Raw genomic sequence first — 23,375 nt, forward strand, 5'->3', positions numbered from 1 at the left:
AAAAATATTTATTATCTTTGAATCGTATGCTAAGATTCTTATGATTACGAAGTTGGTTTAGGAGGTATAACAAAAATGAAAAATGTCGATTTAGAAAAAATAGAAGAAGCAGTGAAGATGATACTAGTAGCTGTGGGTGAAGATCCTTTTAGAGAAGGTTTACTGGATACACCGAAAAGAGTAGCTAAAATGTATTCGGAAATGTTTGAGGGATTGCATCAGGATCCAAAAGAATATTTTCAAACTGTTTTTAACGAAGAGCATGAAGAGCTAGTATTAGTAAAAGATATACCATTTTATTCAATGTGTGAGCATCATTTAGTGCCATTTTACGGTAAAGCACATGTTGCCTATATTCCACGAAATGGAGTTGTGACTGGGCTGAGTAAACTTGCTAGAGCGGTAGAAACAACCGCGAGACGTCCTCAACTTCAAGAGAGAATTACATCTACAGTTGCAGATGATATAATGGAGATGCTAAACCCACATGGTGTTTATGTTGTAGTGGAAGCGGAGCATATGTGTATGACAATGCGAGGTATAAAAAAACCAGGTTCAAAAACCGTTACTGCTGTTGCACGCGGTATATTAGAAACGGATGATATAAAACGTTCCGAAATCTTATCTTTCATTCAGATGAGGTAACTGTTTTGGATGAATGGACAAGAATATGGTATGATAAAAAAAGACTTCGAACAAAGGAGACTTTAAAATGTCTAGTTCAGATTTTATCGTAATCAAAGCAGAAGAAGATGGTGTACATGTAATCGGATTGACTCGTGGTACAGATACTAAATTCCATCATTCTGAAAAGTTAGATACAGGTGAAGTAATGATTGCTCAATTTACAGAACATACTTCAGCAATGAAAATTAGAGGAAAAGCGTCTATTCAAACAGCTAATGGCGTGATTCAAAGTGATTCCAAAAAAATGTAGTTAACTATATAGAAGATTAACCGCAGTTGAGAAATGGAGTAAAGTGTATGAACGAAGCATTGATATTACAACATGTGGAAACCTATAAAAAGAATATTCTTATGCAACTTCAACAAAGCACTTTGCAAAAATACATCGGAATACCTGTAGTTGATGAAGATCGGTTATTTTTCACAATTTTACCATTACTAAATGAGGAAGATTGGGATAATTCGGTAGAGGTTTCTGCAATCGCTGTGTCCCTTATTTTTTCTGCTCTTGCTGCACATGATTTAGTGAAGGAAGAAAATGCGACGGCTAAATCACAACAATTACAAGTGCTAGCGGGTGATTATTATAGTGGTCGGTATTACCAACTTCTGGCTAGCGAAAATAAAATAGATTTAATCCAACTATTGTCTAATAGTGTTGCAATCATTACAGAGCATAAGTCTAGATTTTATGATCTAGAAGATTACACACTGGAAGAATTAATTCAATCGATTCAACTAATCGAAAGTAAACCAATCGAACGATTTTTAGAATATTACGCTTATCATGAGTATGTGTATATTATGAATGAAGCATTATTACTAGCAGCATTAAAAAAAGAGTTAGTTGCCTTCGAAAAAAACGAAAAAACATTTTATATAAGTAAATCTAAAATATTTCAATTGAATATGGACGCACTTCGCCTTGAAATTGAAAAAATCGAACTTACACTAGTGCAAGTCGTTCGTTCGTCAGATTTATTAAATGAATCCTTGAAAGATGCGATTTTAGAGCGAGTGAGCAACCATTCACTGGAAAAGCAATTGAGAGAAGGGTAAACGTGGGGAAATCAAAAGAACAATATGTACACGAGGTTTTCGAAAGTATTTCAGATAACTATGATTCGATGAATTCGGTCATTAGTTTTCAGCAACATATAAAATGGCGTACCGACACGATGAAAGCAATGCAGGTGAAAAATGGAAGTAAAGCACTTGACGTTTGCTGTGGTACGGCTGATTGGACAATTGCTTTAGCTGGAGCGACCGGACCAACCGGAAAAGTTATTGGATTAGATTTTAGTCAAAATATGTTGAATGTAGGAAAAGATAAAGTAAAAAATATTACTCAAATTGAACTGATTCAAGGGAATGCAATGGAGCTACCTTTTGAAGATAATTCATTTGATTATGTAACTATTGGCTTTGGGCTACGAAATGTTCCAGATTATAAACAAGTGCTGGAAGAGATGAAACGAGTTGCAAAACCGGGTGGTATGGTCGTTTGTTTAGAAACTTCGCAACCAGATTCTAAATTATTTAATGTTGGCTTCCGCTTTTATTTCCGTTATGTGATGCCTTTGTTCGGAAAACTATTTGCGAAAAGCTACAAAGAATATTCGTGGCTTCAAGAATCAGCAAAGGACTTTCCAAATAGAGAAACTTTGTCCCAGTTATTCGAAGAAGTTGGTTTGAAAAAAGTATCAAATAAGCCTTATAGTGGTGGAGCAGCAGCGAGGCATATTGGTTTTAAGAAAGATATTTGAGTGGGAGAAGGTATTATCTGTGGATAAGATGAAGTTGAAATTACTTTATTCCGATTTAAAATCGGATTTAGATGTCATCGAAAAAGAACTAGCAACTGCAGTGAATTCTTCTTCTCACTTATTAAATGAGGCTTCTCTTCATTTACTTCTTGCTGGAGGAAAGAGAATTCGTCCTGTTTTTGTCTTACTTTCAGCAAAGTTTGGCGATTATTCAATTGACTCCATAAAAAATGTTGCTGTGCCTGTTGAACTTATTCATATGGCCTCACTTGTACATGATGATGTAATAGACGACGCGGAAACAAGAAGAGGAAGAGAAACAGTAAAAACTCAGTGGAATAATAGAGTAGCGATGTATACTGGAGATTTTCTCTTTGCTAGAGCGATTGAATACATAACAGTGTTACAAAATACATATGCACATGAAGTGTTATCTCATACGATGGTAGAACTTTGTATTGGTGAAATATTACAAATTGAAGATAAGCATTTAATAGACCAAACTGTTCGAGATTACTTAAGACGGATAAAGCGGAAAACGGCCATTCTAATTTCAGCAAGTTGTGCTTTAGGTGCAATTGCCTCTGGGGCAGATGAAAAAACGATTAGACACTTAAAGCGATTTGGTTATTATGTAGGTATGTCTTTTCAAATCATTGATGATATATTAGATATTACTTCGACAGATGAACAGCTTGGTAAACCAGCTGGAAGTGATTTATTGCAAGGTAATATAACTTTACCCGTTCTTTATGTCAAAAATGAACCAGCTATCGCTCCTTTATTAAAGGAAATGCTAGATGGAAGTATTTCAGAAGACAACAAGCAACAGCTATTAACGGAAATCCGTAATTCCGACGCGATTAACCATGCCAAACAAGTAAGTAATATGTATTTGCAAAAGGCATTAAATGAAGTGAAGCAATTGCCAACTAACTCTGCGAAAAAGTCGTTACAGAATATTGCTTTATTTATGAGCAAACGTAAGTTTTGACTTTATGAAATTTGAATCTTATTGCAGAGATGCGATAGAGTAGATGAATGAGTGTAACTTAGATAGAATTTAATTTGAAAATAGTGCATGATAGTGATATTATTTGTAACGGTGGAGAAATTAGAAATTATCCCCTTATATAGTTGAAGGAGTGTTATTCATGGAAAAAACATTTTTAATGGTAAAACCTGATGGCGTACAACGTAACCTAATCGGTGAAATCGTAAACCGTTTTGAGAAAAAAGGATATCAATTAGTTGGAGCAAAATTAATGCAAATTCCAACTGAATTAGCAGAAGAACATTACGGCGAACATAAAGAACGCCCATTCTTCGGTGAATTAGTAGAATTCATCACTTCTGGACCAGTTTTTGCAATGGTTTGGGAAGGTGAAAACGTTATTTCAACTGCTCGTCTTATGATGGGTGCTACAAATCCAAAAGAATCAGCTCCAGGAACAATCCGCGGAGACTTCGCAGTAACTGTTGGGAAAAACATTATCCATGGTTCTGACTCACTTGAAAGCGCTGAACGTGAAATCGGCTTATTCTTCAAACAAGAAGAATTAGTAGCTTACGCAAAAGACGCTAACAACTGGATTAACTAATCGAAAAACAGGCACTGTTGCCATTAGTTAATTGATATATCTCTAGAATGACAGTCAAATTATTCAAATTTGACTGTCATTTTTTTGTCGAAAAAAGGCTACAACTAGTAAAAATTGAACTTTTGTGTTGCGTCCGGATAGAAAAATTTCTGGCCGGATACATATTTTTCTTTCCATAACTCTAACGGTGATAGTTGAGGTAATGTTTCGTCCAAAGCACACTAGAAATAGAGTAAACCAAATGCACTTAAAGGGCTCTCGCTTTTCTTAAAAGATAAGAAAGTATATGGATTATCAACCTGCGAAACCAGTGTTCATAGTACTTTAAAGAATTAAAGAATCCCGCGGATTTCCGTTTCAGGTGGACGCGTTCCGCGGGGTGAGCGATGAGCCATCACCGCCGCATTCGCGTCGTTTGCGATGGCACACCTGTCTCCGAGGAACGAAGGCTAAGAGCGCCACATCGTGTGGCAACGCCTTCGTGACCAACATCCTGTAGGCCTCCGTCTGGAGTCGCCACCTTTCACTACAATCCATTAAGTGAGTAGTTCCTAATAAGAAAGTATATGAAATTTATATTCTAGAAATCCAGTATTCACAAAGACTTGAAGTGATTTTAATGGTGTCTTCCTTAAACAGGATTTCCTATATGTTTTTACTTTTATCGTACACAGTATACATGAATCAGCGGGTAGATGATTAGAATTGGTGGGCCTGAAAAAATAGGTAGTATTCATTGATAAAGAAGCGCTGAGCGGACGAAATTGCATCTTCGTCCGCTTTTAAAAGAATAGGAAAGTATCTAATCTCTCATTAACCAAACCTTACGCACCTTGTCTCTACAAATTTCAAGAAGGCGACGGACAAACATCCGCCACAAGATTATCGGAAAAAAGTGGATGGAGAAGTGACGAAGTCACTTCTCCATCCACAAAAATTCCTGCGGTAATAGTGTAGCAAATGTTTCGTCCAAAGCACTCTAGAAATAGAGAAGGCAAGGTGCACTTAAAGGGCGCTTGCGTTTTCTTAAGAGAAAGTATATGAATCTTGGATGCTAGGAATCCAGTAAAGGTAAGGCTTCATAGTATCCTTTAAAGGGCTTAATCTAGATTATTTTTCCTTTTCCGTACACAGTATACATGAATCAGTGGGTATATGATTAGAGTAGGTGGTACTAGAGAAAAATAGATAGTATCCATTGATAAAGAAGCGCTGAGCGGACGAAATTGCATCTTCGTCCGCTTTTAAAAGAATAGGAAAGGGCTTATTCTCTCATTAACCAAACCTAATGCACCATATCTCTACCTATTTCAAGAGGGCGACGGACAAACATCCGCCACAAGATTACCGAAAAAAGAGTATCTGGAAGTGACGCAGTCACTTCCAGATACTCCATAAAATGCTTCGTTAATAGTGTAGCCGATGTTTCGTCCAAAGCACTCTAGAAATAGAGAAGACCAGATGCACTTAAATGGCGCTAGCGTTTTCCTTATGGAAATAGAACAATCGAAGCCCAAACGCGAGAGAAAAAATCTGCATCATGGGATGTTCGAGTAAAATCAAGTGTATTTCTTATGTCCTAAATGTTCAGAATACGATATACTTTATTATAGGTATTTTGAAAGGAACGATGTTATTGTGCCAGACTACATAAAATTTGTGGAATCTATCAAACATAAAACAGGTATTGATCTTGCTGCGTATAAAGAAGCTCAGATGAAACGCCGACTTACTTCGCTATATGAAAAAAAGGGATATAAAAATTTTGTCGAGTTTTATAATGCGCTAGACCAGGATAGAGACTTATTGAACGAGTTTTTAGATCGAATGACGATTAATGTATCCGAATTTTACCGGAATGGAAAGCGTTGGGAAATTTTGCAACATAAAATTTTTCCTAAACTATTAGCTGAAAATAAACGATTGAAAATCTGGAGTGCGGCTTGTTCTACAGGTGAAGAACCATATACAACAGCTATGGTATTGTCGAATTATCTTCCACTTTCCCAAATTTCTGTCCATGCAACAGATTTAGATGAAAATGCGATTCAACGTGCAAAAGTTGGTATTTATCCAGAACGTTCACTTGCAGAAGTTCCTAATGAGATGAAGACTAAGTATTTTGAGAAACAAGGCCAGTTTTATAAGATGGAAGATGTGATTAAAAATACGGCTAATTTTAAAAAGCATAATTTATTGAAAGATACATATGATAAAAATTACGATCTTATTATCTGTCGTAATGTAATGATTTATTTTACAGAAGAAGCAAAAGATCAAATTTATCAAAACTTTAGTAATTCCCTGCGTTCAGGTGGAATTCTCTTTGTCGGTAGTACGGAACAAATCTTTAATCCTGGAAAATTTGGATTTGAAATAGAAGACACATTTTTTTACCGCAAAAAATAAAACTGCCCAATGTAAAATTTGGGCAGTTTTCTTCTATACTTTAAAACTGATTTTATGATATAGTTGAAAACAAATACTTTAGCGAGTTGAAGGGGGAAAGTGTAGTGCGTTATTTAACAGCAGGTGAGTCACATGGACCACAACTAACAGCAATTATTGAAGGGTTACCCGCACAATTAGAAATCACAAGTGAACAGATTAATAAAGAGCTTAAGCGTAGACAAGGCGGTCACGGTCGAGGAAGAAGAATGCAGATTGAAAAAGACACGGTAGCTATCACATCGGGTGTTCGTCATGGTAAATCATTAGGATCTCCCGTTTGTCTTGTTGTGAACAATGATGATTGGAAGCATTGGACGAATATTATGGGGATTGAACCACTTGGAGAAGAAATTGATCCAGAAGACATTAAGAGACAAATTGCAAGACCAAGACCAGGTCATGCCGATTTAGTTGGCGGCATGAAATACGGGCACCGTGATTTACGGAATGTATTAGAACGTTCTTCTGCTCGTGAAACTACTGTCCGTGTAGCGGTTGGAGCAGTCGCTAAGCAGTTGCTAAATCAATTAGGTATTTCCATAGTAGCTCATGTAACCAAAATCGGGGGCATTGAAGCTGACTTAAATTTAGCAAGTGGAAAGTCCATGGAAGAAATTCGTGAGATTATAGAATCAGATCCAGTATATTGTTTAGATCCGATAGCTTCTGCAAAAATGGTCGAGGCAATTGATCATGCAAAAAAAGCTGGCGATACAATTGGCGGAGTAGTAGAAGTAATAGTTACAGGAATGCCTGTTGGCGTTGGAAGCTATGTCCACTATGATCGAAAGTTAGATGGAAAACTAGCAATGGCAATGATGAGTATTAATGCGTTTAAAGGGGTAGAGGTTGGATTAGGCTTTGAAATGGCGAATTTGTTTGGAAGCCAAGTGCATGATCAAATCTCCTGGAATACAGAAGATGGTTATACACGCGATACAAATCGTCTAGGCGGTTTAGAAGGTGGAATGTCGACTGGAATGCCAATTGTTGTTAGAGGGGTAATGAAACCAATTCCAACTCTTTATAAACCGTTACAAAGCGTAGATATTGAAACGAAAGAACCATTTAAAGCAAGTATTGAACGTTCGGATAGCTGTGCAGTACCAGCGGCATCAGTTGTTGCAGAAGCAGTCATTGCATGGGAAATAGCAGCAGCTGTCTTAGATACATTTAATGGTGATCAATTAGATACATTAAAAGCAGATATTGAAAGACACAGAGCTTACACAAAGGGGTTTTAATCGATGATTATCCCAGTAAAAACAATAGACTCCTGCTATGAGGTTCATTTGGGAGAAAATATTCTACATGGATTTTGCGAAAGAAATATAGGTCCCTTTCAAAAAGTAGATCAAATAGTCGTTATTTCGGACGAAAAAGTTTGGAATTTGCATAAAGATTATTTTAACCAAAATTTTACGTTTCCTTATAAAATTCATCTTGTGCCTAATGGAGAGGCATGTAAAACCTTTGAATCATATTTCGATGTTCAAACTTTTCTACTGCAAGAAAATTGTTCAAGAAGTAGTATTTTATTTGCTCTAGGTGGAGGCGCTGTTGGAGATTTAACGGGTTTTGTAGCAGCTACTTTTATGAGAGGTATACCATTTTATCAAATTCCAACGACTATTTTAGCGCATGATAGTGCTGTAGGTGGAAAAACAGCGATTAATCATCCAAATGGTAAGAATATGATTGGTGCTTTTTATCAACCGAAGGAAGTTGTATATGATTTTCATTTTCTGCAAACATTGCCTGAAGCAGAAGTTCGTTCCGGACTAGCTGAAGTTATAAAACATGCGCTTATTAGCGATGAGAATTGGGTAGATGAATTCTTTCACTTGGCAAATATCACTGCTATAAAAAGAGAAGAACTTCTTGTATGGCTTGAAAAAGGAATTCGAGTTAAAGCTCATATAGTAGAGTTAGATGAAAAAGAACAATCGTATCGAAAATTTTTAAATTTTGGGCATACATATGGACATGCAATAGAAGCTTCTGTTGGTTATGGGAAAATCACGCATGGAGAAGCTGTCATGATTGGGATAATTCCTGCATTAATGTTAAGCGAAATACATGGAAAAGTGGAAGTTGGCTATGCGCGAAAAGTATTTGGGCTGGCGCAAAAACTTGGATATCAATTTCAACATGTATTAAACTGCTCCTTTGAACAATTAGCAACATTTATATTGAAAGATAAAAAAACCACAAATGGAGAACTTCATTTTGCGTTGTTACAAAAAATAGGAGAACCTTTTGTACAAGATGTAACTATGGAAGAAGTTAAAAAATGTGATGAACAATTAAGAGGATGGATTGAGGAGGGGAAATAAGTGATCAGAGGAGTTAGAGGAGCAGTAACAGTAACAGAAGACTCAAATGAAGAAGTACTTTTAGAAACAGCTAGACTTGTGAAAGAAATGGCTAGAGCAAATGATATAAATCCAGAAACAATTGCTTCCGTCATTATATCGACAACGACAGATATCTCCTCTGCTTTTCCAGCTAGAGCAGTACGTAACTTAGAAGGATGGACATTCGTACCAGTTATGTGTACGCATGAAATGAATGTCCCGGGTGCATTAGAAAAATGCATTCGATTATTGATGCATGTAAATACAGAGAAACCCCAAAAAGATATTCAACATATTTATTTAAATAACGCTATCCAGTTAAGACCCGATTTAGTTAAGTAAATGAAGAATGGAGGAGCTTTAAGATGAAATTTAAAAAACAAATTAAAGGATTGGAAGCTTACCAACCTGGGAAAACAATGGAAGAAGTAAAAAGTATATTTAACCTAGAAAAAGTGACTAAACTGGCATCTAATGAGAATCCATATGGAGCTTCTCCAAATGTAAAAGAATTTTTAGAAAATGCGAAAGTAAATTATGCCATTTATCCTGATGGCTATGCTTCAAAGTTACGAACTGCAGTAGCTAAACACTTAAATGTTTCAGAAAAACAATTATTATTCGGTAATGGATCCGACGATAATATATTAATTGTCTCAAGAGCAATCCTTCAACCTGGATTAAACACAGTGATGGCCACTATCACTTTTGGACAATATAAGCATAATGCGATTGTAGAAGGCGCAGAGGTCAGAGAAGTACCGCTAACAAACGGAGAACATGATATAGATAAAATGTATGAAGCAATAGATGAAAATACAGCTATTGTTTGGATCTGTAACCCGAATAATCCAACTGGAACATTAACTCCTTCTGATAAGATAAAAGAGTTTCTTGAAAAAGTACCTAGCGATGTATTGGTAGTGCTTGATGAAGCTTATACCGAATATATTACAGACGATAAGTATGAAAGTTCCATTGGATTGTTGGAAAAACATCCAAATTTATTAATTATGCGTACTTTCTCAAAAGCTTACGGATTAGCAAGTTTCCGAATAGGTTATGCAATCGGTTCGGAAGAAGTGATCTGTCAGCTAGAACCTACACGTGAGCCGTTTAATAATACAGTATTAAGCCAGGAAGTGGCGCTTATCGGCCTGGAGGATCAAAACTTTATTGAAGCATGTAGAGTGAAAAATAACGCCGGTAGAAAGCAATATGAAGTGTTCTGTACAGAACGTAATCTTCATTTTTATCCTTCGCACACTAATTTCATATTGATGGAAGTTAAAGCAGATAGTGATAAAGTTTTCCAAGGGTTAATGAAGCGGGGATTTATTGTACGTAGCGGGAATGCGCTAGGTGTCCCAGGATATCTTCGTATAACAATTGGTACTGAGGTAGAAAATACGGAGTTATTGCAAAAACTAGATGAAGTTTTACATGAGGAAGGCGTAATCTAATGAAACAAACAGTTTTCATCATTGGACTCGGACTAATAGGAGGTTCTTTAGCGCTTGGATTAAAGCGCAATAAAGACATTTCTATTATCGGTTACGATGCACAAAGTCATACGCTTCAAATGGCCAAAAAAATTGGTGTAATTGATGAAATGGCTTTTCATATGAAAGAAGGATCTCCACTTGCAGATGTTATTATCTTTGCTACTCCTGTAAATGAAACAATTCGATTAATGCATGAAATGTCTAATTGGAAACTTAAGAAACAAGTAATCGTAACAGATACAGGAAGTACAAAAAAAGAAATAATGAAAGCTGCTCTTAGATTAAAAGAAGAGGGCATTACATTTATCGGAGGGCATCCGATGGCTGGCTCCCATAAAAGTGGTGTAGAGGCTGCGCGTGCACATCTATTTGAAAATGCCTTTTATATGCTTACTCCATTTGAAAATGAAAATAAAAAAGAAGTAAAAATACTTTCTGATATATTACAAGTTACAAAAGCAAAAGTTGTTCAAGTGAATGCAGTAGAACATGATCATATGACAGCAGTTGTTAGCCATTTTCCTCATTTGGTTGCCGCCTCACTTGTGCACCAACTTGCTGGAGAAAATGAACAATTTCCTTTTACGAAGCAACTTGCTGCTGGTGGGTTTCGTGATTTAACAAGGATTGCTTCAGCAAATCCAATTATGTGGCGAGATATTACAATACAAAACCGAAACGAGTTAAGTAATCAATTACAAATGTGGACAGAAGAAATGAACAAGCTCCAAAACCTTTTACTCCATGCAGAAGCGGAAGAAATAGAATTTTATTTTTCAAAAGCTAAACAAGTTCGTGATGAGCTCCCGATTACAACGCAAGGTGCTATGTTCTCTGTATTTGATTTATATGTCGATGTACCGGATTATCCAGGGGTAATTTCTGAAATTACTGGCTATTTAGCTAAAGACAATATAAGCATTACAAACTTACGAATTGTGGAAACTCGTGAAGATATTTTTGGGATATTAGTAGTTAGTTTTCAAACAATGGATGATCGTGCTAAAGCTGTTAAATGTATTGCTAATAATACAACTTTTGAAACATATATTTCTTAAGGGAGGAGAATTACTATGAGTAAAGAATTAGATTATGCACAGCCCTCCTTGCAAGGAACATTACGAATACCTGGGGATAAATCCATTTCTCACCGTTCTATCATGTTTGGAGCCATAGCAAAAGGGACAACTACGGTAGAAGGGTTCTTGCAAAGCGACGACTGTTTAGCAACAATCGATTGCTTCACTAAGCTAGGTGTGAAAATTTTGGTAGAAGCTGAAGCTGTTCAAATTATAAGCAATGGAATAGATGCTTGGAATGAGCCGAGTGAAATATTATATACAGGTAACTCAGGTACAACGACTAGACTTTTGCTTGGTATTTTAGCAGGTTCAAACGTTTCGACTATTTTAATTGGAGATGAATCCATTCAAAAACGTCCAATGAAACGAGTTACTGCTCCGCTCAAGCAAATGGGAGCACATTTTATCGGTAGAGACGACGCACAATATACTCCAATCGCAGTGGATGGTAAAAAGCTTCAAGCCATTCGGTATAAAATGCCTGTTGCAAGTGCACAAGTGAAATCTGCGATATTATTCGCGGGTTTACATGCTGAAGGAGAGACAGTGGTAACTGAAATGGAAACTTCCCGTGATCATACAGAAAGAATGCTTCGTCATTTCGGAGCGAACATAGAAGTAGAGGGTAAAAAAATTCGTTTACAAGGACTGCAAGAACTTAGAGGTACTCATGTTGTGGTACCAGGAGATATTTCATCTGCTGCGTTCTTTTTAGTTGCTGGTGCAATAGTACCTAATAGTAAGTTAGTACTTCAAAACGTTGGATTAAACCCTACTAGAACAGGAATTATGGACGTTCTTCAGGAAATGGGTGCAAATGTATCCATTCAACACTTAAATAATGTGAGCCATGAAGAAATAGGGAATATTACGATTAGTACATCTGAACTAATAGGAACAAAAATCGGTGGGGAACTAATCCCACGATTAATTGATGAAATTCCAATTATTGCATTACTCGCAACGCAAGCAAGAGGTAGAACAGTAATTAAAGATGCGGTAGAGCTGAAAGTAAAAGAAACCAATCGTATTGATGCGGTTGTAACCGAGTTAAAGAAACTTGGAGCTAATATTACTGCAACGGATGATGGAATGATTATTGAAGGACCAACAGCCCTTCATGGTGGCGATTTGCTTACATATGGAGATCACCGGATTGGTATGATGGCTGCAATTGCATCTCTTCTCACATCCAGTGTAGTAACAATAGACAATGAGATGTGCGTTGGTGTTTCTTATCCAAACTTTTTTGAACAACTTTCAAGTGTGATAAAATAGTGAACTCTCCTTAATCGGAGGGTTTTTTTCTTGTATGACGTTTAACTGTCCTGTACGATGAAAAGGACACTAGAAGGATAGGTGAATTGATTGGAAAAATTAGAGCCATTTATTGAAGCGATAGAACAAGGAAATATGGAAAAGCTAAATGACATGATCGATTCTTTTTTAATAGAACCGGATTCCGAAACACAATATGAGTTGGCTGATGTATTGACCCAATATGGATATACGGAAGAAGCGATAAAAGTTTTAGCTCATCTTCAATTTTTATTTCCCGAGGAAAGTCAATTAAAAATTGATCAAGCTCAGCTGTTTTTAGAAATGGATAAGGAAGATGAAGCGTTAAATCTCTTAACAAGTGTAGAAAAATCGAGTGAAGTATATCCACAAGCGCTTCTAACTTTAGCTGATTATTATCAAATGATTGGTCTGTATGAAGTAGCTGAACAAAAAATAGATGAAGCGATTGCAATTATGCCAAACGAATCGTTATTACTTTATGCAAAAGGAGAAATATTATTTGAAACTGGTAGATATTTAGAGGCTGCTAGAGTTTTAGAGAATCTTTTGCCATTACAAGATTCCATTCAAGGAGTCGATTTACCTTTGAAGCTTGCTGAAATTTATAGTGCCGGAGCAGCTTATGAAGAAGCGATTCCATACTATGCAGAAGCTTTGAAAAAAGAAGTATCACCTGATGTTTTATTTCATGCAGCATATGCATCATTTCAAGTGCAGCATTATGATACAGCAGTAAATCAATTAGAAAATTTACTAGAAATAGATCCGGACTATTTTTCAGGCTATATGTTGTTAGCTGAAACATATTCTATGCTGGAGAAAAACGCAGAAGCATTGAAAGCAATAACAAATGGAATTGCTCGTGATGAATTTGAAAAAGAATATTATTTATTTGCAGGTAAAATTTCGTTAAAAATGGGTAAAGTGAAAGAAGCAGAGTCATTTTTACAAGAAGCAATTGCGCTAGATCCAGAATATATGGATGCGATTTTCATTCTTTCTTCTTTATTTTCTAAGGAAGAAAAAGATGAAGAGCTGATTGAACTATATGAAACGTTGAAAAATGAACATTTTGAATGGTCGTCCATGTATCCATTTTTAGCGGATGCTTTTAATCGATTAGAAATTTACGAAAAAGCATACGAATTTTATAAGTTAGCATATACTGAACTTAAGGACGATGCACAATTTTTGGGTAAATATGTATACTTTCTGCTTGAAGAAGGAAAAAGAGAAGAAGCTTTAGAAGTAATAGGTCTATTACAGGAATTAGAGCCGGAAAATAGTACATGGTTTGAAATGACCTAATTTATTAGTAGATTGCTGAATTAGGTTAAGCCTCGGGCATTTTGTAAAGGAATTTATCGAGCTTGCTCAATGCAAAATCTGGACGCAAATAGGCTAAGGCGAATTTGATTGGACAAAAAAAGGAAGGAGAGGTTACGTGACTGCTTCTGTTTCAGTTGGCGAAAAGAAAGAATTTGTCCGTTGGTTTTTGAAAAAATATCAAATGAAAAGAAGAGAATGCGTCTGGATATTGAATTACTTAATTAGTCATGAAACATTATTAAATAATGTGCATTTCGTGGAGGAAGCTCATTATTGTCCCCGAGCAATGGTTATGTCCGTTACAACTTCTTCGGGTATACCTTTTCGATTTTATAAAGGAAGCATTATGACAGCGGACGCGGAAAAATCATTTCATGATTTGAGGCTGCATCCTGAGGAAGAAATGTACATCCAGTTAAACTTTCAAACAGTTCCACCAAGCCCAGAATACTTAGCTGTATTAGAAGAAAACCCTTATATGCCGAAGTATTTGCATATAAGTGAAAAAGATAAGCTTATTGTAGAAGATGTAATGTCGGAGAGTTTACACTTTTTTCAAGTTGAACAGTTGCAAAAGCAAATAGATCAAGCAATTGATCAAAATAATAAAGAAAAATTTCTTGAACTTTCTGCATTGTGGAAAGAGCTAGTAGCTAAAGATATTTAGGAGAGATAATCATGCATTGGAACGGAAAAGATAGTGCTGTATTTCAAGCACAAAAAGAATATATTGATACTGCAATAATTCCCTTAACATTAATCGATGGGTCTGACAGTGGATTCCAATTTGCGGCCTCTGCTGCAGACTTCGTTTTATCATTAGGAAATATTATTGAAAATCAATTTAAAGGAAGGATCGTCTTATTTCCTTCCTTCTCTTATACTAGAAATCAGGACAAGCATTTATTGTTAGAAAATTGGTTGGAAGAATTGAAAAAAGCGCAATTCAAACATATATTTTTCCTTACTTCTGATCGTGATTGGATTACAATGGAAGAAGAGCAAAATGTTTTTTGGATACCTTCTATACCGCTAGAATCAATGGATCAAAAAATGAAAAATTCTGTTTTAGAAGATCAACTACGTCAACTTATACCCACTTTTGCTAAAAAATGGGCAAATTAATGACGATATCTTTCATTAATTGTTCACAAAGTTCATAATTCATTTCTCTGAAATATTGACCTTCCTTTTTTATTGATATATCATGTATATGTCCTAGTATTATTAATTTAAGCAAGTATGTCCATTGGACTGACCTTTAAGTTAGAGGGGGGAAAAGGATGAGTAACAATAAGGTTTCAAGACGTCAGTTTCTAAGTTATACATTAACAGGTGTTGGTGGATTTATGGCAGCTGGAATGCTAATGCCAATGGCACGTTTTGCAATTGATCCGGTTTTGCAAAAAAAAGCTGGTGGAAACTTCGTTCAAACTGATAAAAAGGTTGCAGAAATTACGGATGTTCCTGTACGCGTGGATTTCACTTTTGAACAAGTGGATGCATGGTACAAGTCTGATGTAACTAATACTGCATGGGTTTACAAAGAAGGAGATCAAATTATCGCTCTTTCTCCAGTATGTAAGCATTTAGGTTGTACAGTGAACTGGGAAGGTGACCCAGCACACAAAAATCAATTCTACTGTCCATGTCATGGTGGTCGCTATGAGAAAAATGGAAAGAACGTTCCAAAAACACCACCTCTTGGTCCGTTGGATCAATATGAAGTTCGTGAAAAAGACGGTTTCATAGAAATTGGAAAAGCAATACCTAACACATTAGTTTAAAGTAAGGGGGTACGACATCAGTGCTGAATAAAATCTATGATTGGGTGGATGAACGGTTAGATATTACACCAATATGGCGTGATATCGCAGACCACGAAGTACCAGAACACGTAAACCCTGCACATCATTTCTCTGCATTTGTCTATTGTTTTGGAGGGTTAACATTCTTTATTACGGTTATTCAAATTTTATCGGGTATGTTTTTAACGATGTACTACGTACCGGATATTGTAAATGCATGGGAATCTGTTTACTATCTTCAAAACGAAGTAGCATTCGGTGAAATCGTGCGAGGGATGCATCACTGGGGAGCATCGCTTGTAATTGTTATGATGTTCTTACATACATTACGTGTATTCTTTACTGGTTCTTATAAAAAGCCTCGTGAACTAAACTGGATGGTCGGAGTGTTAATCTTCGCTGTTATGTTAGGTTTAGGTTTTACAGGTTACTTACTGCCTTGGGACATGAAAGCATTGTTCGCAACTAAAGTAGGTATTCAAATTGCAGCATCTGTTCCACTAATTGGTGGAGCTATTAAAACATTATTAGCCGGTGATGAACATATTATCGGTGCACAAACATTAACAAGATTCTTTGCGATTCATGTGTTCTTCTTACCAGCTGCGTTATTTGCTTTACTTGCAGCTCACTTTATCATGATTCGTCGTCAAGGTATTTCTGGACCACTATAATGGGTAAGTGGAACAGATAATTCTTAAAAGGAGGGGACATTATGCATCGCGGAAAAGGTATGAAGTTTGTTGGGGATTCTCGTGTAACAGATCCAGCTAGCAGACCTAAAAAAATGCCGAAAGACTATTCTGAGTATCCGGGTAAAACAGAAGCTTTCTGGCCTGACTTTTTGTTAAAAGAATGGTTAGTCGGTGCGGTTTTCTTAGTTGGTTATTTAGTGTTAACAGTTGCTCATCCGTCGCCACTTGAGCGTCCGGCTGATCCAGCTGACACAGCTTATATTCCATTGCCAGACTGGTATTTCTTATTTCTATACCAATTATTAAAATACGAATTTGCTTCTGGACCATATAATGTGATTGGAGCAATTGTCATTCCAGGTTTAGCATTTGGAGCGCTATTATTAGTACCATTTTTAGATACAAGTAAGGAAAGAAGTCCGTGGAAACGTCCGTTACCAACTGGATTTATGCTTCTTGCTCTTGCTGCTATGATTTTTTTAACTTGGGAATCAGTAGCAAACCATGACTGGGTAGCTGCTAAAGCTCAAGGGGAAATTAAAGCACCAGTTGCTAAAGTAGAATTTGATGAAAATTCTGAAGGTTATCAAATTTATTCGCAAAATTCATGTATCAGTTGTCATGGTAACGCTTTTGAGGGTGGTATAGGTAAGCCGTTGATCGGTTTGAAATATACAGCTGATGAGATCGTTACGATCGCTCATGAAGGTTTACCAGGTGGTATGCCAGGTGGTACTTTCAAAGGTACAGATGAAGAGCTTCACAAACTTGCAGAATTTATAACAACTCTACAACCAGTGGGCAAATAATAAAGCGGAAGCTAGATAAAAAAGAGTCAGGAAACTGACTCTTTTTTTTTACCTATATATAATTAGGGGTGTTTTCATGAAAGATCTGACGATGTTTTTGAAGGTAATACTCTACAATAAATCATTTATGTGGCTATTGTTTTTTGTCAACCTTTTAGGAACGATATATGGTTACTATTGGTATGGCTCTCAACTCGCTATTACAAAACCTATATTTTATATATTTGTACCAGACAGTCCAACTGCAAGTTTATTTTTTACTATCGCATTATTGGGATGGTTGTTAAGAAAGAACTGGAAGTTGGTGGAGGTTCTTGCTTTAATTACGCTTGTGAAATATGGCTTGTGGGCTGTTGTTATGAATATTTGGACGTATATAGAAACAGGATCCATTGGTTGGATGGGATGGATGTTAGTCATTTCTCACTTTGGAATGGCACTTCAAGGTATCTTATATATGCCATTCTACAAATTCAAATGGGTACATATATTGATTGCCTCTATTTGGACAGTTCATAATGATATAATTGATTATGTGTTTGATCAAATGCCTATTTACAGAAGCTTAAATGTTTATGCTAATCAGATTGGTTATTTTACATTTTGGTTGTCAATTGCATGTATTCTAATCGCTATTTATAATTATCAAAAAAGGTCAAAGCTAATTAGTTGATGAATCCTAAATTTCGATTTAATATAATAGTATAGAGTGAGAGGGGGAAGTTTTGTTGGGTTCTTATATAGTGTATTTTGCGATAATCTTATTCTTGCCTTTATATGCTCAAATGAAAGTGAAAAGTACGTATAATAAATATTCAAAAGTTCGCTCGACTTCCGGAATGAGTGGCGCACAAGTAGCCAGAACTATTTTAGATGCGAATGGATTACATGATGTAAAAGTGATTGAAAGTAGAGGCTTTTTAAGCGATCACTACAACCCAATGACAAAGGTCGTTGCTTTATCTTCCCATAATTATAATGAGGCATCTGTTGCTGGTGCAGCAATTGCAGCCCATGAAGTTGGACATGCAATCCAACATAAAGAAGCTTATTCGTTTTTAACATTAAGACATAAGTTAGTACCCATAGCAAATATTTCTTCCAACGCATCTTGGATTTTTGTAATGATAGGAATCTTTGCAAGCATAACTAATATGCTGCTTTTAGGTATTGTTTTACTTGCAGTTGGGGTGGTATTTCAATTTGTTACACTTCCAGTGGAATTCAATGCTTCTAGCCGTGCAATGGACCAAATGGTATCTTTAGGTATTATTCGTAACGAGGAAGAACGTCATGCGAAAAAAGTGTTAAGCGCTGCAGCTTTAACTTATGTTGCCGCTACAGCAGTTGCCGTTCTTGAATTATTACGTTTAATATTAATTTTTACAGGTATGAATAGAAATGATTAAATAAAAATTAAAAAAGGATTGTCCTTTGTCAGAAAAGACTAAGGACGATCCTTTTTATAGTTGTACCTATAGCTAGGTGCCCTTTTCCTTTTAAAGGACATTGAGAAACTCTAAATTGACATTGAGTAACTCTTTACTGAGTCGTTAACTTCATCTTATGGATTATCACAGCGGCGTAAGACTCTTGTGGGAATAGCGGGAAAGACGAGATCTTTTATTAATTTTAATTTAAATCTATTTCATAATTCAAATTTAGAGCATAAAACATGAACAACATATAAGTGAAATGTGAGATTACGTATAATATTTTCTTTATAAATCAGCGTGATTTCCACTATATGCGGACGTTTTCTTGGGGGAAGCATCAAGCCGCTTCCTTCGCTACGCTCCTATGGGTATATTGCTAATTCACACGCTCATATCGCAAACTCAAGACGATATTCATTAAGGGAGAATTCATAACGCAAATTCAACCGGTCATATCGAAAACTTAAGTTGATTTTCCTTTTCGGGAGGAAAAATAATAGTGCAATAAGATAGACGATATGCTTCGTAGGAATAATGAACTAGTACTTTCCATAGTTTATCAATTGGGTAAGTGGAACCTGAAATAAATAGGTATTATCCATTGATAAAGAAGTGCTGAGTGGACGAAATTGCATCATCGTCTGCTTTTAAAAGAATAGGAAAGGATTTATTCTCTCATTAACCAAGTCTTATGCACCTTGTCTCTATATATTTCAAAAGGACAACGGACAAACATCTGCCACAAGATAACCGAACAAAGAGGATCTGGAAGTGACGCAGTCACTTCCAGATCCTCCATAAAAGTTTTCGTTAAAAATGTAGCCAATGTTTTGTCCAAAGCACTCGGGAATTGGTGATGACCAGGAGCACTTAAGGGACGCTTGCGTTTTACTAATTACTCTATTGGTCTTTTCTCCTCATCGAGTGTAAATCCTTCACCCATTACATCGTGCACTTCAGTTAAGGAAACGAAAGCATGAGGATCGACAGAAGTGATAATCGATTTCAAACGAACGATTTCATTTTTGCCAATTACACAATAGAGAACTTCCCGATCGTTTTTAGTGTAATGACCATACCCCTTTAAAACAGTAACCCCGCGTTCCATTTCTAATGAGATTCGGCTAGCAATTTCATCCTGTAATTCTGATATGATGAATGCACCACGAGCCGCATAAGCACCTTCTTGGACAAAGTCGATTACTCTCGCACCAACAAATACGGCAACAAGGGTATACATCATAGAACGTTCATCTAAAAACGTCAGCCAAGATAATAGTATGACTACGGCATCAAACATAAACATCGTTTTTCCCATACTCCAACCGATATACTTATGAGCAAGTCGGGCAATAATATCAACTCCGCCAGTTGTTCCACCAAATCGAAAAATAATACCTAAACCAACGCCAACAAATACACCAGCAAATAACGAAACGAGGAACATATCATCCTGTAGACCAATAGGTATTTCGTAAATGCCGAATATTTTCAAAAATATTGATACGGAAACTGTACCAATAACCGTATAAGCAAACACCTTTTTGCCCAATAGTTTCCACCCTAATATAAACATAGGAATGTTCAATAAAAGATTCATTAATGCTACATCCCATTTAAACACGAAATATAAGATTAATGTAATTCCAGCAAAACCACCCTCTCCAAGATGGTTTTGCATATTAAAATGCACAAAACCAAAACTATAGATAGCAGACCCAATAATAATAAAAATTATATTTTTAAGTTTTAAACCTATTCCCACGAATCCACCTCTAATATAAATATACTATAGTTAATATTATCAATCATTTGTTTGCTTTTGACAACCAGTGTATATTTTTATTAGGATGAGATAAGGAGTGTGAAAATAATGGCTGAAAACAAAACATTACACGAACTACAAAAAGAAGTAGATTTATATATAAATCAGTTTAAGGAAGGCTATTTTCCACCAATGGAACTGTTAGCGAGATTAACAGAAGAGTTAGGGGAGCTTTCTAGAGAAGTTCAACATAGATATGGTACAAAGAAAAAAAAGAAAACGGAAGTAGAAAAAGCACTTGCGGATGAAATGGGAGATTTTTTCTTTGTATTAATTTGTATGGCAAATGCGGAAGGTATTGACTTAGAAGAATCATTACAGAATGTCTTAATAAAATACAATACAAGAGATAAAGATCGTTGGACTAAAAAGGAGGACTAGTTGTGGTTATTAAAGTAGCGATAGCAGGACCAAGGGGAAGAATGGGGAAAGAAGCAGTAGAAACACTTTTAAAAAATAAAGAATTTTTATTAGTAAGTGTTTTGGACCATAAAAAAGAAGAAGATTTCTTGGGAGATAATATTCCTATCTACACTTCATTAAAAGAACTAATTTATCAAACGAAACCGGATGTATTAGTCGATTTGACTGTGCCTTCTTGTGTTTATGAGCATACTATCATAGCAATAGAGAATGGCGTAAGACCAGTTATTGGTACAACTGGCTTCACTGATTTACAATTAGAAGAGATTAGAAACAAGGTTGAGGAAAAAGAAGTAGGGTGCATTATCGCTCCTAATTTTTCCATTGGAGCAGTACTTATGATGAAATTTTCACAAATGGCAGCAAGGTATTTACCGAATGTGGAAATAATTGAGATGCATCATGATCAAAAAGTGGATGCTCCTTCAGGTACGGCTATTAAAACGGCTCAAATGATTCATGAGGAAAGAATTGCTTTTGAGCAAGGACATTTAGATGAAAATGAATTAATAAAAGGTGCACGAGGGGCTAATGTTAATGGAATGCATATTCATAGCGTGCGATTACCAGGTTTAGTAGCACATCAGCAAGTGCTACTTGGAGGAGAAGGACAGCTATTAACCCTTCGACACGATTCATTTGACCGTACTTCATTTATGTCGGGTATTGAGTTATCCATCCATGAAGTTATGAAGCAGAATATTCTAATCTATGGTTTAGAAAATCTTATTTCTTAGGAGGAGTATAGTGAGAATTGCATTAGTGGCACATGATAAAAAAAAGGATGATTTAATCCAATTTGTAACAGCATATAAACTTATTTTAGAAGAACATGATTTATTTGCCACTGGAACAACTGGTATGAGAATAATTGAAGAAGTTGGTTTATCTGTTTTTAGATATAAGTCGGGTCCTCTTGGAGGTGATCAACAAATAGGATCTGCCATTGCCAATAACGAAATGGATATGGTCATTTTCTTCCGCGACCCCCTTACTTCACAACCACATGAACCGGATGTATCAGCGTTAATAAGACTATGCGATGTATATCAAATACCGCTTGCGACGAATATGGGAACGGCTGAAATTTTGTTAAAAGGATTAGAAGAAGGTTTTTTAGATTGGCGATTATTAGAAGAGAGACGATCTCGTTAAGGAAGTGATTATGTGCGTAAACTAAAAATTGGCATTACCTGTTACCCTACAGTAGGGGGTTCAGGAGTTATTGCTTCTGAACTTGGAAAAATGCTTGCTGAAAAAGGGCATGATATACATTTCATAACTTCTAGTATGCCTTTTCGGTTGAATAAAATGTATCCGAATATTACTTATCATCAAGTAGAGGTAAACAGCTATTCTGTTTTTCAATATGCACCTTATGATATTGCACTTGCAAACAAAATGGCGGAGGTTATTGAAGATGAAGGACTTGATGTTCTGCATGTGCATTATGCGATTCCTCATGCAGTCTGCGCAATACTTGCAAAAGATATGGCAAAATCGGATATTGGAATTGTTACAACGTTACATGGCACCGATATTACGGTTTTAGGAGACGATTCATCTTTATCGGGTGCAATTCGTTACGGAATTGAAAAATCAGATATAGTTACTGCAGTCTCTAGTTCTTTAGTAAGTCAAACAATGGAGTTAATCGCTCCTAAAAAAGAAATAGAAACCATTTATAATTTTGTAGATGAGGCAGAGTATTCGAAAAAAGAAGTTGGTAATTTAAAGGAATTGCTAGGAATTAAATCCGATGAAAAAGTAATTATTCATGTCTCAAACTTTAGAAAAGTAAAACATGTTCCAGACGTAGTGAAAAGTTTTGAGCTTATTCGACAAGAAGTTCCTGCAAAATTATTATTAGTAGGAGATGGGCCAGAAAAACATCCAGTTATGGAATATGTAAAAGGAAAGTCGATTGAAAAAGATGTATTATTTTTAGGAAAACAAGACAATCTATCCGAGTTATATTCAATTTCTGATTTAATGTTATTGCTATCTCAAAAAGAGTCATTTGGTTTAGTTTTACTTGAGGCAATGGCTTGCGAAGTTCCTTGTATTGGAACAAATGTTGGTGGAATTCCTGAAGTAATTTCACATGGAGAAAATGGATACTTAGTGGAACTTGGGGATATTGCAAAAGTGGCAGAATACGGCGTGAAAATTTTACAAGACCCTTTATTACATAAAAATTTAAGCGAGACATCTATCCAAATTGTTCAAGAGCGTTTTAGTTCTTCTAGGATTGTCGAACAGTATGAAGCGATGTACGAAAGAGTGGCGAGAAAATAAC

General features: G+C 36.0%; 26 protein-coding genes. 25 read left to right on the top strand and 1 reads right to left on the bottom strand.

Translation table 11 applies throughout. From position 1 onward, the window contains the following. Positions 1 to 75: 75 nt before the first annotated feature. From folE to ACEPXD_RS07450, 21 genes are all read left to right on the top strand, one after another. The gene (gene folE, locus ACEPXD_RS07350) at positions 76 to 645 is read left to right on the top strand and encodes a GTP cyclohydrolase I FolE (RefSeq protein WP_391121712.1); all 570 of its coding nucleotides are present in this window, start codon (positions 76 to 78) and stop codon (positions 643 to 645) included. Positions 646 to 712: 67 nt separating this feature from the next. Further along, complete coding sequence (gene mtrB / locus ACEPXD_RS07355) at positions 713 to 937, top strand: trp RNA-binding attenuation protein MtrB (RefSeq protein WP_391121715.1); 225 nt, start codon at positions 713 to 715, stop codon at positions 935 to 937. A gap of 47 nt (positions 938 to 984) precedes the next feature. Continuing rightward, positions 985 to 1,746: a heptaprenyl diphosphate synthase component 1 gene (locus ACEPXD_RS07360; RefSeq protein WP_391121718.1), complete on the top strand. Its 762-nt coding sequence runs from the start codon at positions 985 to 987 to the stop codon at positions 1,744 to 1,746. Between the two features lie 2 nt (positions 1,747 to 1,748). Beyond that, on the top strand, positions 1,749 to 2,453 hold the full coding sequence (locus ACEPXD_RS07365; protein ID WP_391121721.1) for a demethylmenaquinone methyltransferase: 705 nt from the start codon (positions 1,749 to 1,751) through the stop codon (positions 2,451 to 2,453). A gap of 19 nt (positions 2,454 to 2,472) precedes the next feature. Next, on the top strand, positions 2,473 to 3,447 hold the full coding sequence (gene hepT, locus ACEPXD_RS07370; protein ID WP_391121723.1) for a heptaprenyl diphosphate synthase component II: 975 nt from the start codon (positions 2,473 to 2,475) through the stop codon (positions 3,445 to 3,447). A 160-nt stretch (positions 3,448 to 3,607) separates the two neighbouring features. After that, a complete protein-coding gene (ndk, locus tag ACEPXD_RS07375; protein WP_391121726.1) occupies positions 3,608 to 4,054 on the top strand; it encodes a nucleoside-diphosphate kinase in 447 nt (148 codons plus the stop codon). Positions 4,055 to 5,692: 1,638 nt separating this feature from the next. After that, positions 5,693 to 6,463, top strand: a complete 771-nt coding sequence (locus ACEPXD_RS07380) for a CheR family methyltransferase (RefSeq protein ID WP_391121729.1) — start codon at positions 5,693 to 5,695, stop codon at positions 6,461 to 6,463. Positions 6,464 to 6,567: 104 nt separating this feature from the next. Beyond that, positions 6,568 to 7,749 carry a chorismate synthase gene (aroC, locus tag ACEPXD_RS07385; protein ID WP_391121732.1) on the top strand — a complete coding sequence of 394 codons (1,182 nt, stop codon included), beginning with the start codon at positions 6,568 to 6,570 and terminating at the stop codon, positions 7,747 to 7,749. Between the two features lie 3 nt (positions 7,750 to 7,752). Then, positions 7,753 to 8,841, top strand: a complete 1,089-nt coding sequence (gene aroB / locus ACEPXD_RS07390; RefSeq protein ID WP_391121735.1) for a 3-dehydroquinate synthase — start codon at positions 7,753 to 7,755, stop codon at positions 8,839 to 8,841. Next, positions 8,842 to 9,204: a chorismate mutase gene (gene aroH, locus ACEPXD_RS07395; protein WP_391121738.1), complete on the top strand. Its 363-nt coding sequence runs from the start codon at positions 8,842 to 8,844 to the stop codon at positions 9,202 to 9,204. Positions 9,205 to 9,227: 23 nt separating this feature from the next. Next, on the top strand, positions 9,228 to 10,325 hold the full coding sequence (gene hisC, locus ACEPXD_RS07400) for a histidinol-phosphate transaminase (protein WP_391121740.1): 1,098 nt from the start codon (positions 9,228 to 9,230) through the stop codon (positions 10,323 to 10,325). After that, entirely contained in the window at positions 10,325 to 11,425 is a 1,101-nt protein-coding gene (locus ACEPXD_RS07405) for a prephenate dehydrogenase (protein ID WP_391121743.1), read from the top strand. The genes hisC and ACEPXD_RS07405 overlap by 1 nt, the downstream gene beginning before the upstream one ends. A gap of 15 nt (positions 11,426 to 11,440) precedes the next feature. Further along, positions 11,441 to 12,727, top strand: coding sequence for a 3-phosphoshikimate 1-carboxyvinyltransferase (gene aroA / locus ACEPXD_RS07410; RefSeq protein ID WP_391121746.1), 1,287 nt, complete (start codon positions 11,441 to 11,443; stop codon positions 12,725 to 12,727). A gap of 90 nt (positions 12,728 to 12,817) precedes the next feature. Continuing rightward, a complete protein-coding gene (locus ACEPXD_RS07415; RefSeq protein WP_391121749.1) occupies positions 12,818 to 14,059 on the top strand; it encodes a tetratricopeptide repeat protein in 1,242 nt (413 codons plus the stop codon). A gap of 136 nt (positions 14,060 to 14,195) precedes the next feature. Then, positions 14,196 to 14,747 (top strand): ReoY family proteolytic degradation factor, encoded by a 552-nt coding sequence (locus ACEPXD_RS07420; RefSeq protein ID WP_391121752.1) that lies wholly within the window; start codon positions 14,196 to 14,198, stop codon positions 14,745 to 14,747. 11 nt (positions 14,748 to 14,758) lie between these two features. After that, positions 14,759 to 15,205 carry a DUF2487 family protein gene (locus ACEPXD_RS07425; RefSeq protein ID WP_391121755.1) on the top strand — a complete coding sequence of 149 codons (447 nt, stop codon included), beginning with the start codon at positions 14,759 to 14,761 and terminating at the stop codon, positions 15,203 to 15,205. Positions 15,206 to 15,363: 158 nt separating this feature from the next. Then, the gene (locus ACEPXD_RS07430; protein WP_391121758.1) at positions 15,364 to 15,867 is read left to right on the top strand and encodes a ubiquinol-cytochrome c reductase iron-sulfur subunit; all 504 of its coding nucleotides are present in this window, start codon (positions 15,364 to 15,366) and stop codon (positions 15,865 to 15,867) included. A 20-nt stretch (positions 15,868 to 15,887) separates the two neighbouring features. Beyond that, the gene (gene qcrB / locus ACEPXD_RS07435) at positions 15,888 to 16,562 is read left to right on the top strand and encodes a menaquinol-cytochrome c reductase cytochrome b subunit (RefSeq protein ID WP_151699653.1); all 675 of its coding nucleotides are present in this window, start codon (positions 15,888 to 15,890) and stop codon (positions 16,560 to 16,562) included. Positions 16,563 to 16,603: 41 nt separating this feature from the next. Then, positions 16,604 to 17,392 (top strand): menaquinol-cytochrome c reductase cytochrome b/c subunit, encoded by a 789-nt coding sequence (locus tag ACEPXD_RS07440; RefSeq protein ID WP_391121761.1) that lies wholly within the window; start codon positions 16,604 to 16,606, stop codon positions 17,390 to 17,392. Positions 17,393 to 17,468: 76 nt separating this feature from the next. Further along, the gene (locus tag ACEPXD_RS07445; protein ID WP_391121763.1) at positions 17,469 to 18,065 is read left to right on the top strand and encodes a DUF1405 domain-containing protein; all 597 of its coding nucleotides are present in this window, start codon (positions 17,469 to 17,471) and stop codon (positions 18,063 to 18,065) included. A 55-nt stretch (positions 18,066 to 18,120) separates the two neighbouring features. Continuing rightward, positions 18,121 to 18,801, top strand: a complete 681-nt coding sequence (locus ACEPXD_RS07450; protein ID WP_391121766.1) for a zinc metallopeptidase — start codon at positions 18,121 to 18,123, stop codon at positions 18,799 to 18,801. A 922-nt stretch (positions 18,802 to 19,723) separates the two neighbouring features. Here the strand turns inward: ACEPXD_RS07450 and ACEPXD_RS07455 are convergent. After that, entirely contained in the window at positions 19,724 to 20,593 is an 870-nt protein-coding gene (locus tag ACEPXD_RS07455; RefSeq protein WP_391121769.1) for a YitT family protein, read from the bottom strand. A gap of 108 nt (positions 20,594 to 20,701) precedes the next feature. Between ACEPXD_RS07455 and ACEPXD_RS07460 the strand changes: the two genes are divergently transcribed. From ACEPXD_RS07460 to bshA, 4 genes are read left to right on the top strand one after another with little or no spacing between them, the layout of a single operon-like run. Continuing rightward, a complete protein-coding gene (locus ACEPXD_RS07460) occupies positions 20,702 to 21,034 on the top strand; it encodes a nucleotide pyrophosphohydrolase (RefSeq protein WP_391121772.1) in 333 nt (110 codons plus the stop codon). Positions 21,035 to 21,036: 2 nt separating this feature from the next. Next, positions 21,037 to 21,813, top strand: coding sequence for a 4-hydroxy-tetrahydrodipicolinate reductase (gene dapB, locus ACEPXD_RS07465; protein ID WP_391121775.1), 777 nt, complete (start codon positions 21,037 to 21,039; stop codon positions 21,811 to 21,813). Positions 21,814 to 21,823: 10 nt separating this feature from the next. Next, positions 21,824 to 22,231: a methylglyoxal synthase gene (gene mgsA, locus ACEPXD_RS07470; RefSeq protein ID WP_391121778.1), complete on the top strand. Its 408-nt coding sequence runs from the start codon at positions 21,824 to 21,826 to the stop codon at positions 22,229 to 22,231. A 12-nt stretch (positions 22,232 to 22,243) separates the two neighbouring features. After that, complete coding sequence (bshA, locus tag ACEPXD_RS07475; RefSeq protein ID WP_391121781.1) at positions 22,244 to 23,374, top strand: N-acetyl-alpha-D-glucosaminyl L-malate synthase BshA; 1,131 nt, start codon at positions 22,244 to 22,246, stop codon at positions 23,372 to 23,374. Position 23,375 lies beyond the last annotated feature (1 nt).

This window comes from Psychrobacillus sp. L3, from assembly GCF_042945595.1.
Lineage (GTDB): Bacteria > Bacillota > Bacilli > Bacillales_A > Planococcaceae > Psychrobacillus.

Excerpts from the sequence above, each read along its gene's own strand:
- ACEPXD_RS07460 (WP_391121772.1), top strand. The coding sequence starts at position 20,702 with ATGGCTGAAAACAAAACATTACACGAACTACAAAAAGAAGTAGATTTA.
- ACEPXD_RS07430 (WP_391121758.1), top strand. The coding sequence starts at position 15,364 with ATGAGTAACAATAAGGTTTCAAGACGTCAGTTTCTAAGTTATACATTA.
- ACEPXD_RS07405 (WP_391121743.1), top strand. The coding sequence starts at position 10,325 with ATGAAACAAACAGTTTTCATCATTGGACTCGGACTAATAGGAGGTTCT.
- ACEPXD_RS07360 (WP_391121718.1), top strand. The coding sequence starts at position 985 with ATGAACGAAGCATTGATATTACAACATGTGGAAACCTATAAAAAGAAT.
- mtrB (WP_391121715.1), top strand. The coding sequence starts at position 713 with ATGTCTAGTTCAGATTTTATCGTAATCAAAGCAGAAGAAGATGGTGTA.
- hisC (WP_391121740.1), top strand. The coding sequence starts at position 9,228 with ATGAAATTTAAAAAACAAATTAAAGGATTGGAAGCTTACCAACCTGGG.
- aroA (WP_391121746.1), top strand. The coding sequence starts at position 11,441 with ATGAGTAAAGAATTAGATTATGCACAGCCCTCCTTGCAAGGAACATTA.
- aroB (WP_391121735.1), top strand. The coding sequence starts at position 7,753 with ATGATTATCCCAGTAAAAACAATAGACTCCTGCTATGAGGTTCATTTG.
- ndk (WP_391121726.1), top strand. The coding sequence starts at position 3,608 with ATGGAAAAAACATTTTTAATGGTAAAACCTGATGGCGTACAACGTAAC.
- ACEPXD_RS07440 (WP_391121761.1), top strand. The coding sequence starts at position 16,604 with ATGCATCGCGGAAAAGGTATGAAGTTTGTTGGGGATTCTCGTGTAACA.
- ACEPXD_RS07425 (WP_391121755.1), top strand. The coding sequence starts at position 14,759 with ATGCATTGGAACGGAAAAGATAGTGCTGTATTTCAAGCACAAAAAGAA.
- ACEPXD_RS07445 (WP_391121763.1), top strand. The coding sequence starts at position 17,469 with ATGAAAGATCTGACGATGTTTTTGAAGGTAATACTCTACAATAAATCA.
- folE (WP_391121712.1), top strand. The coding sequence starts at position 76 with ATGAAAAATGTCGATTTAGAAAAAATAGAAGAAGCAGTGAAGATGATA.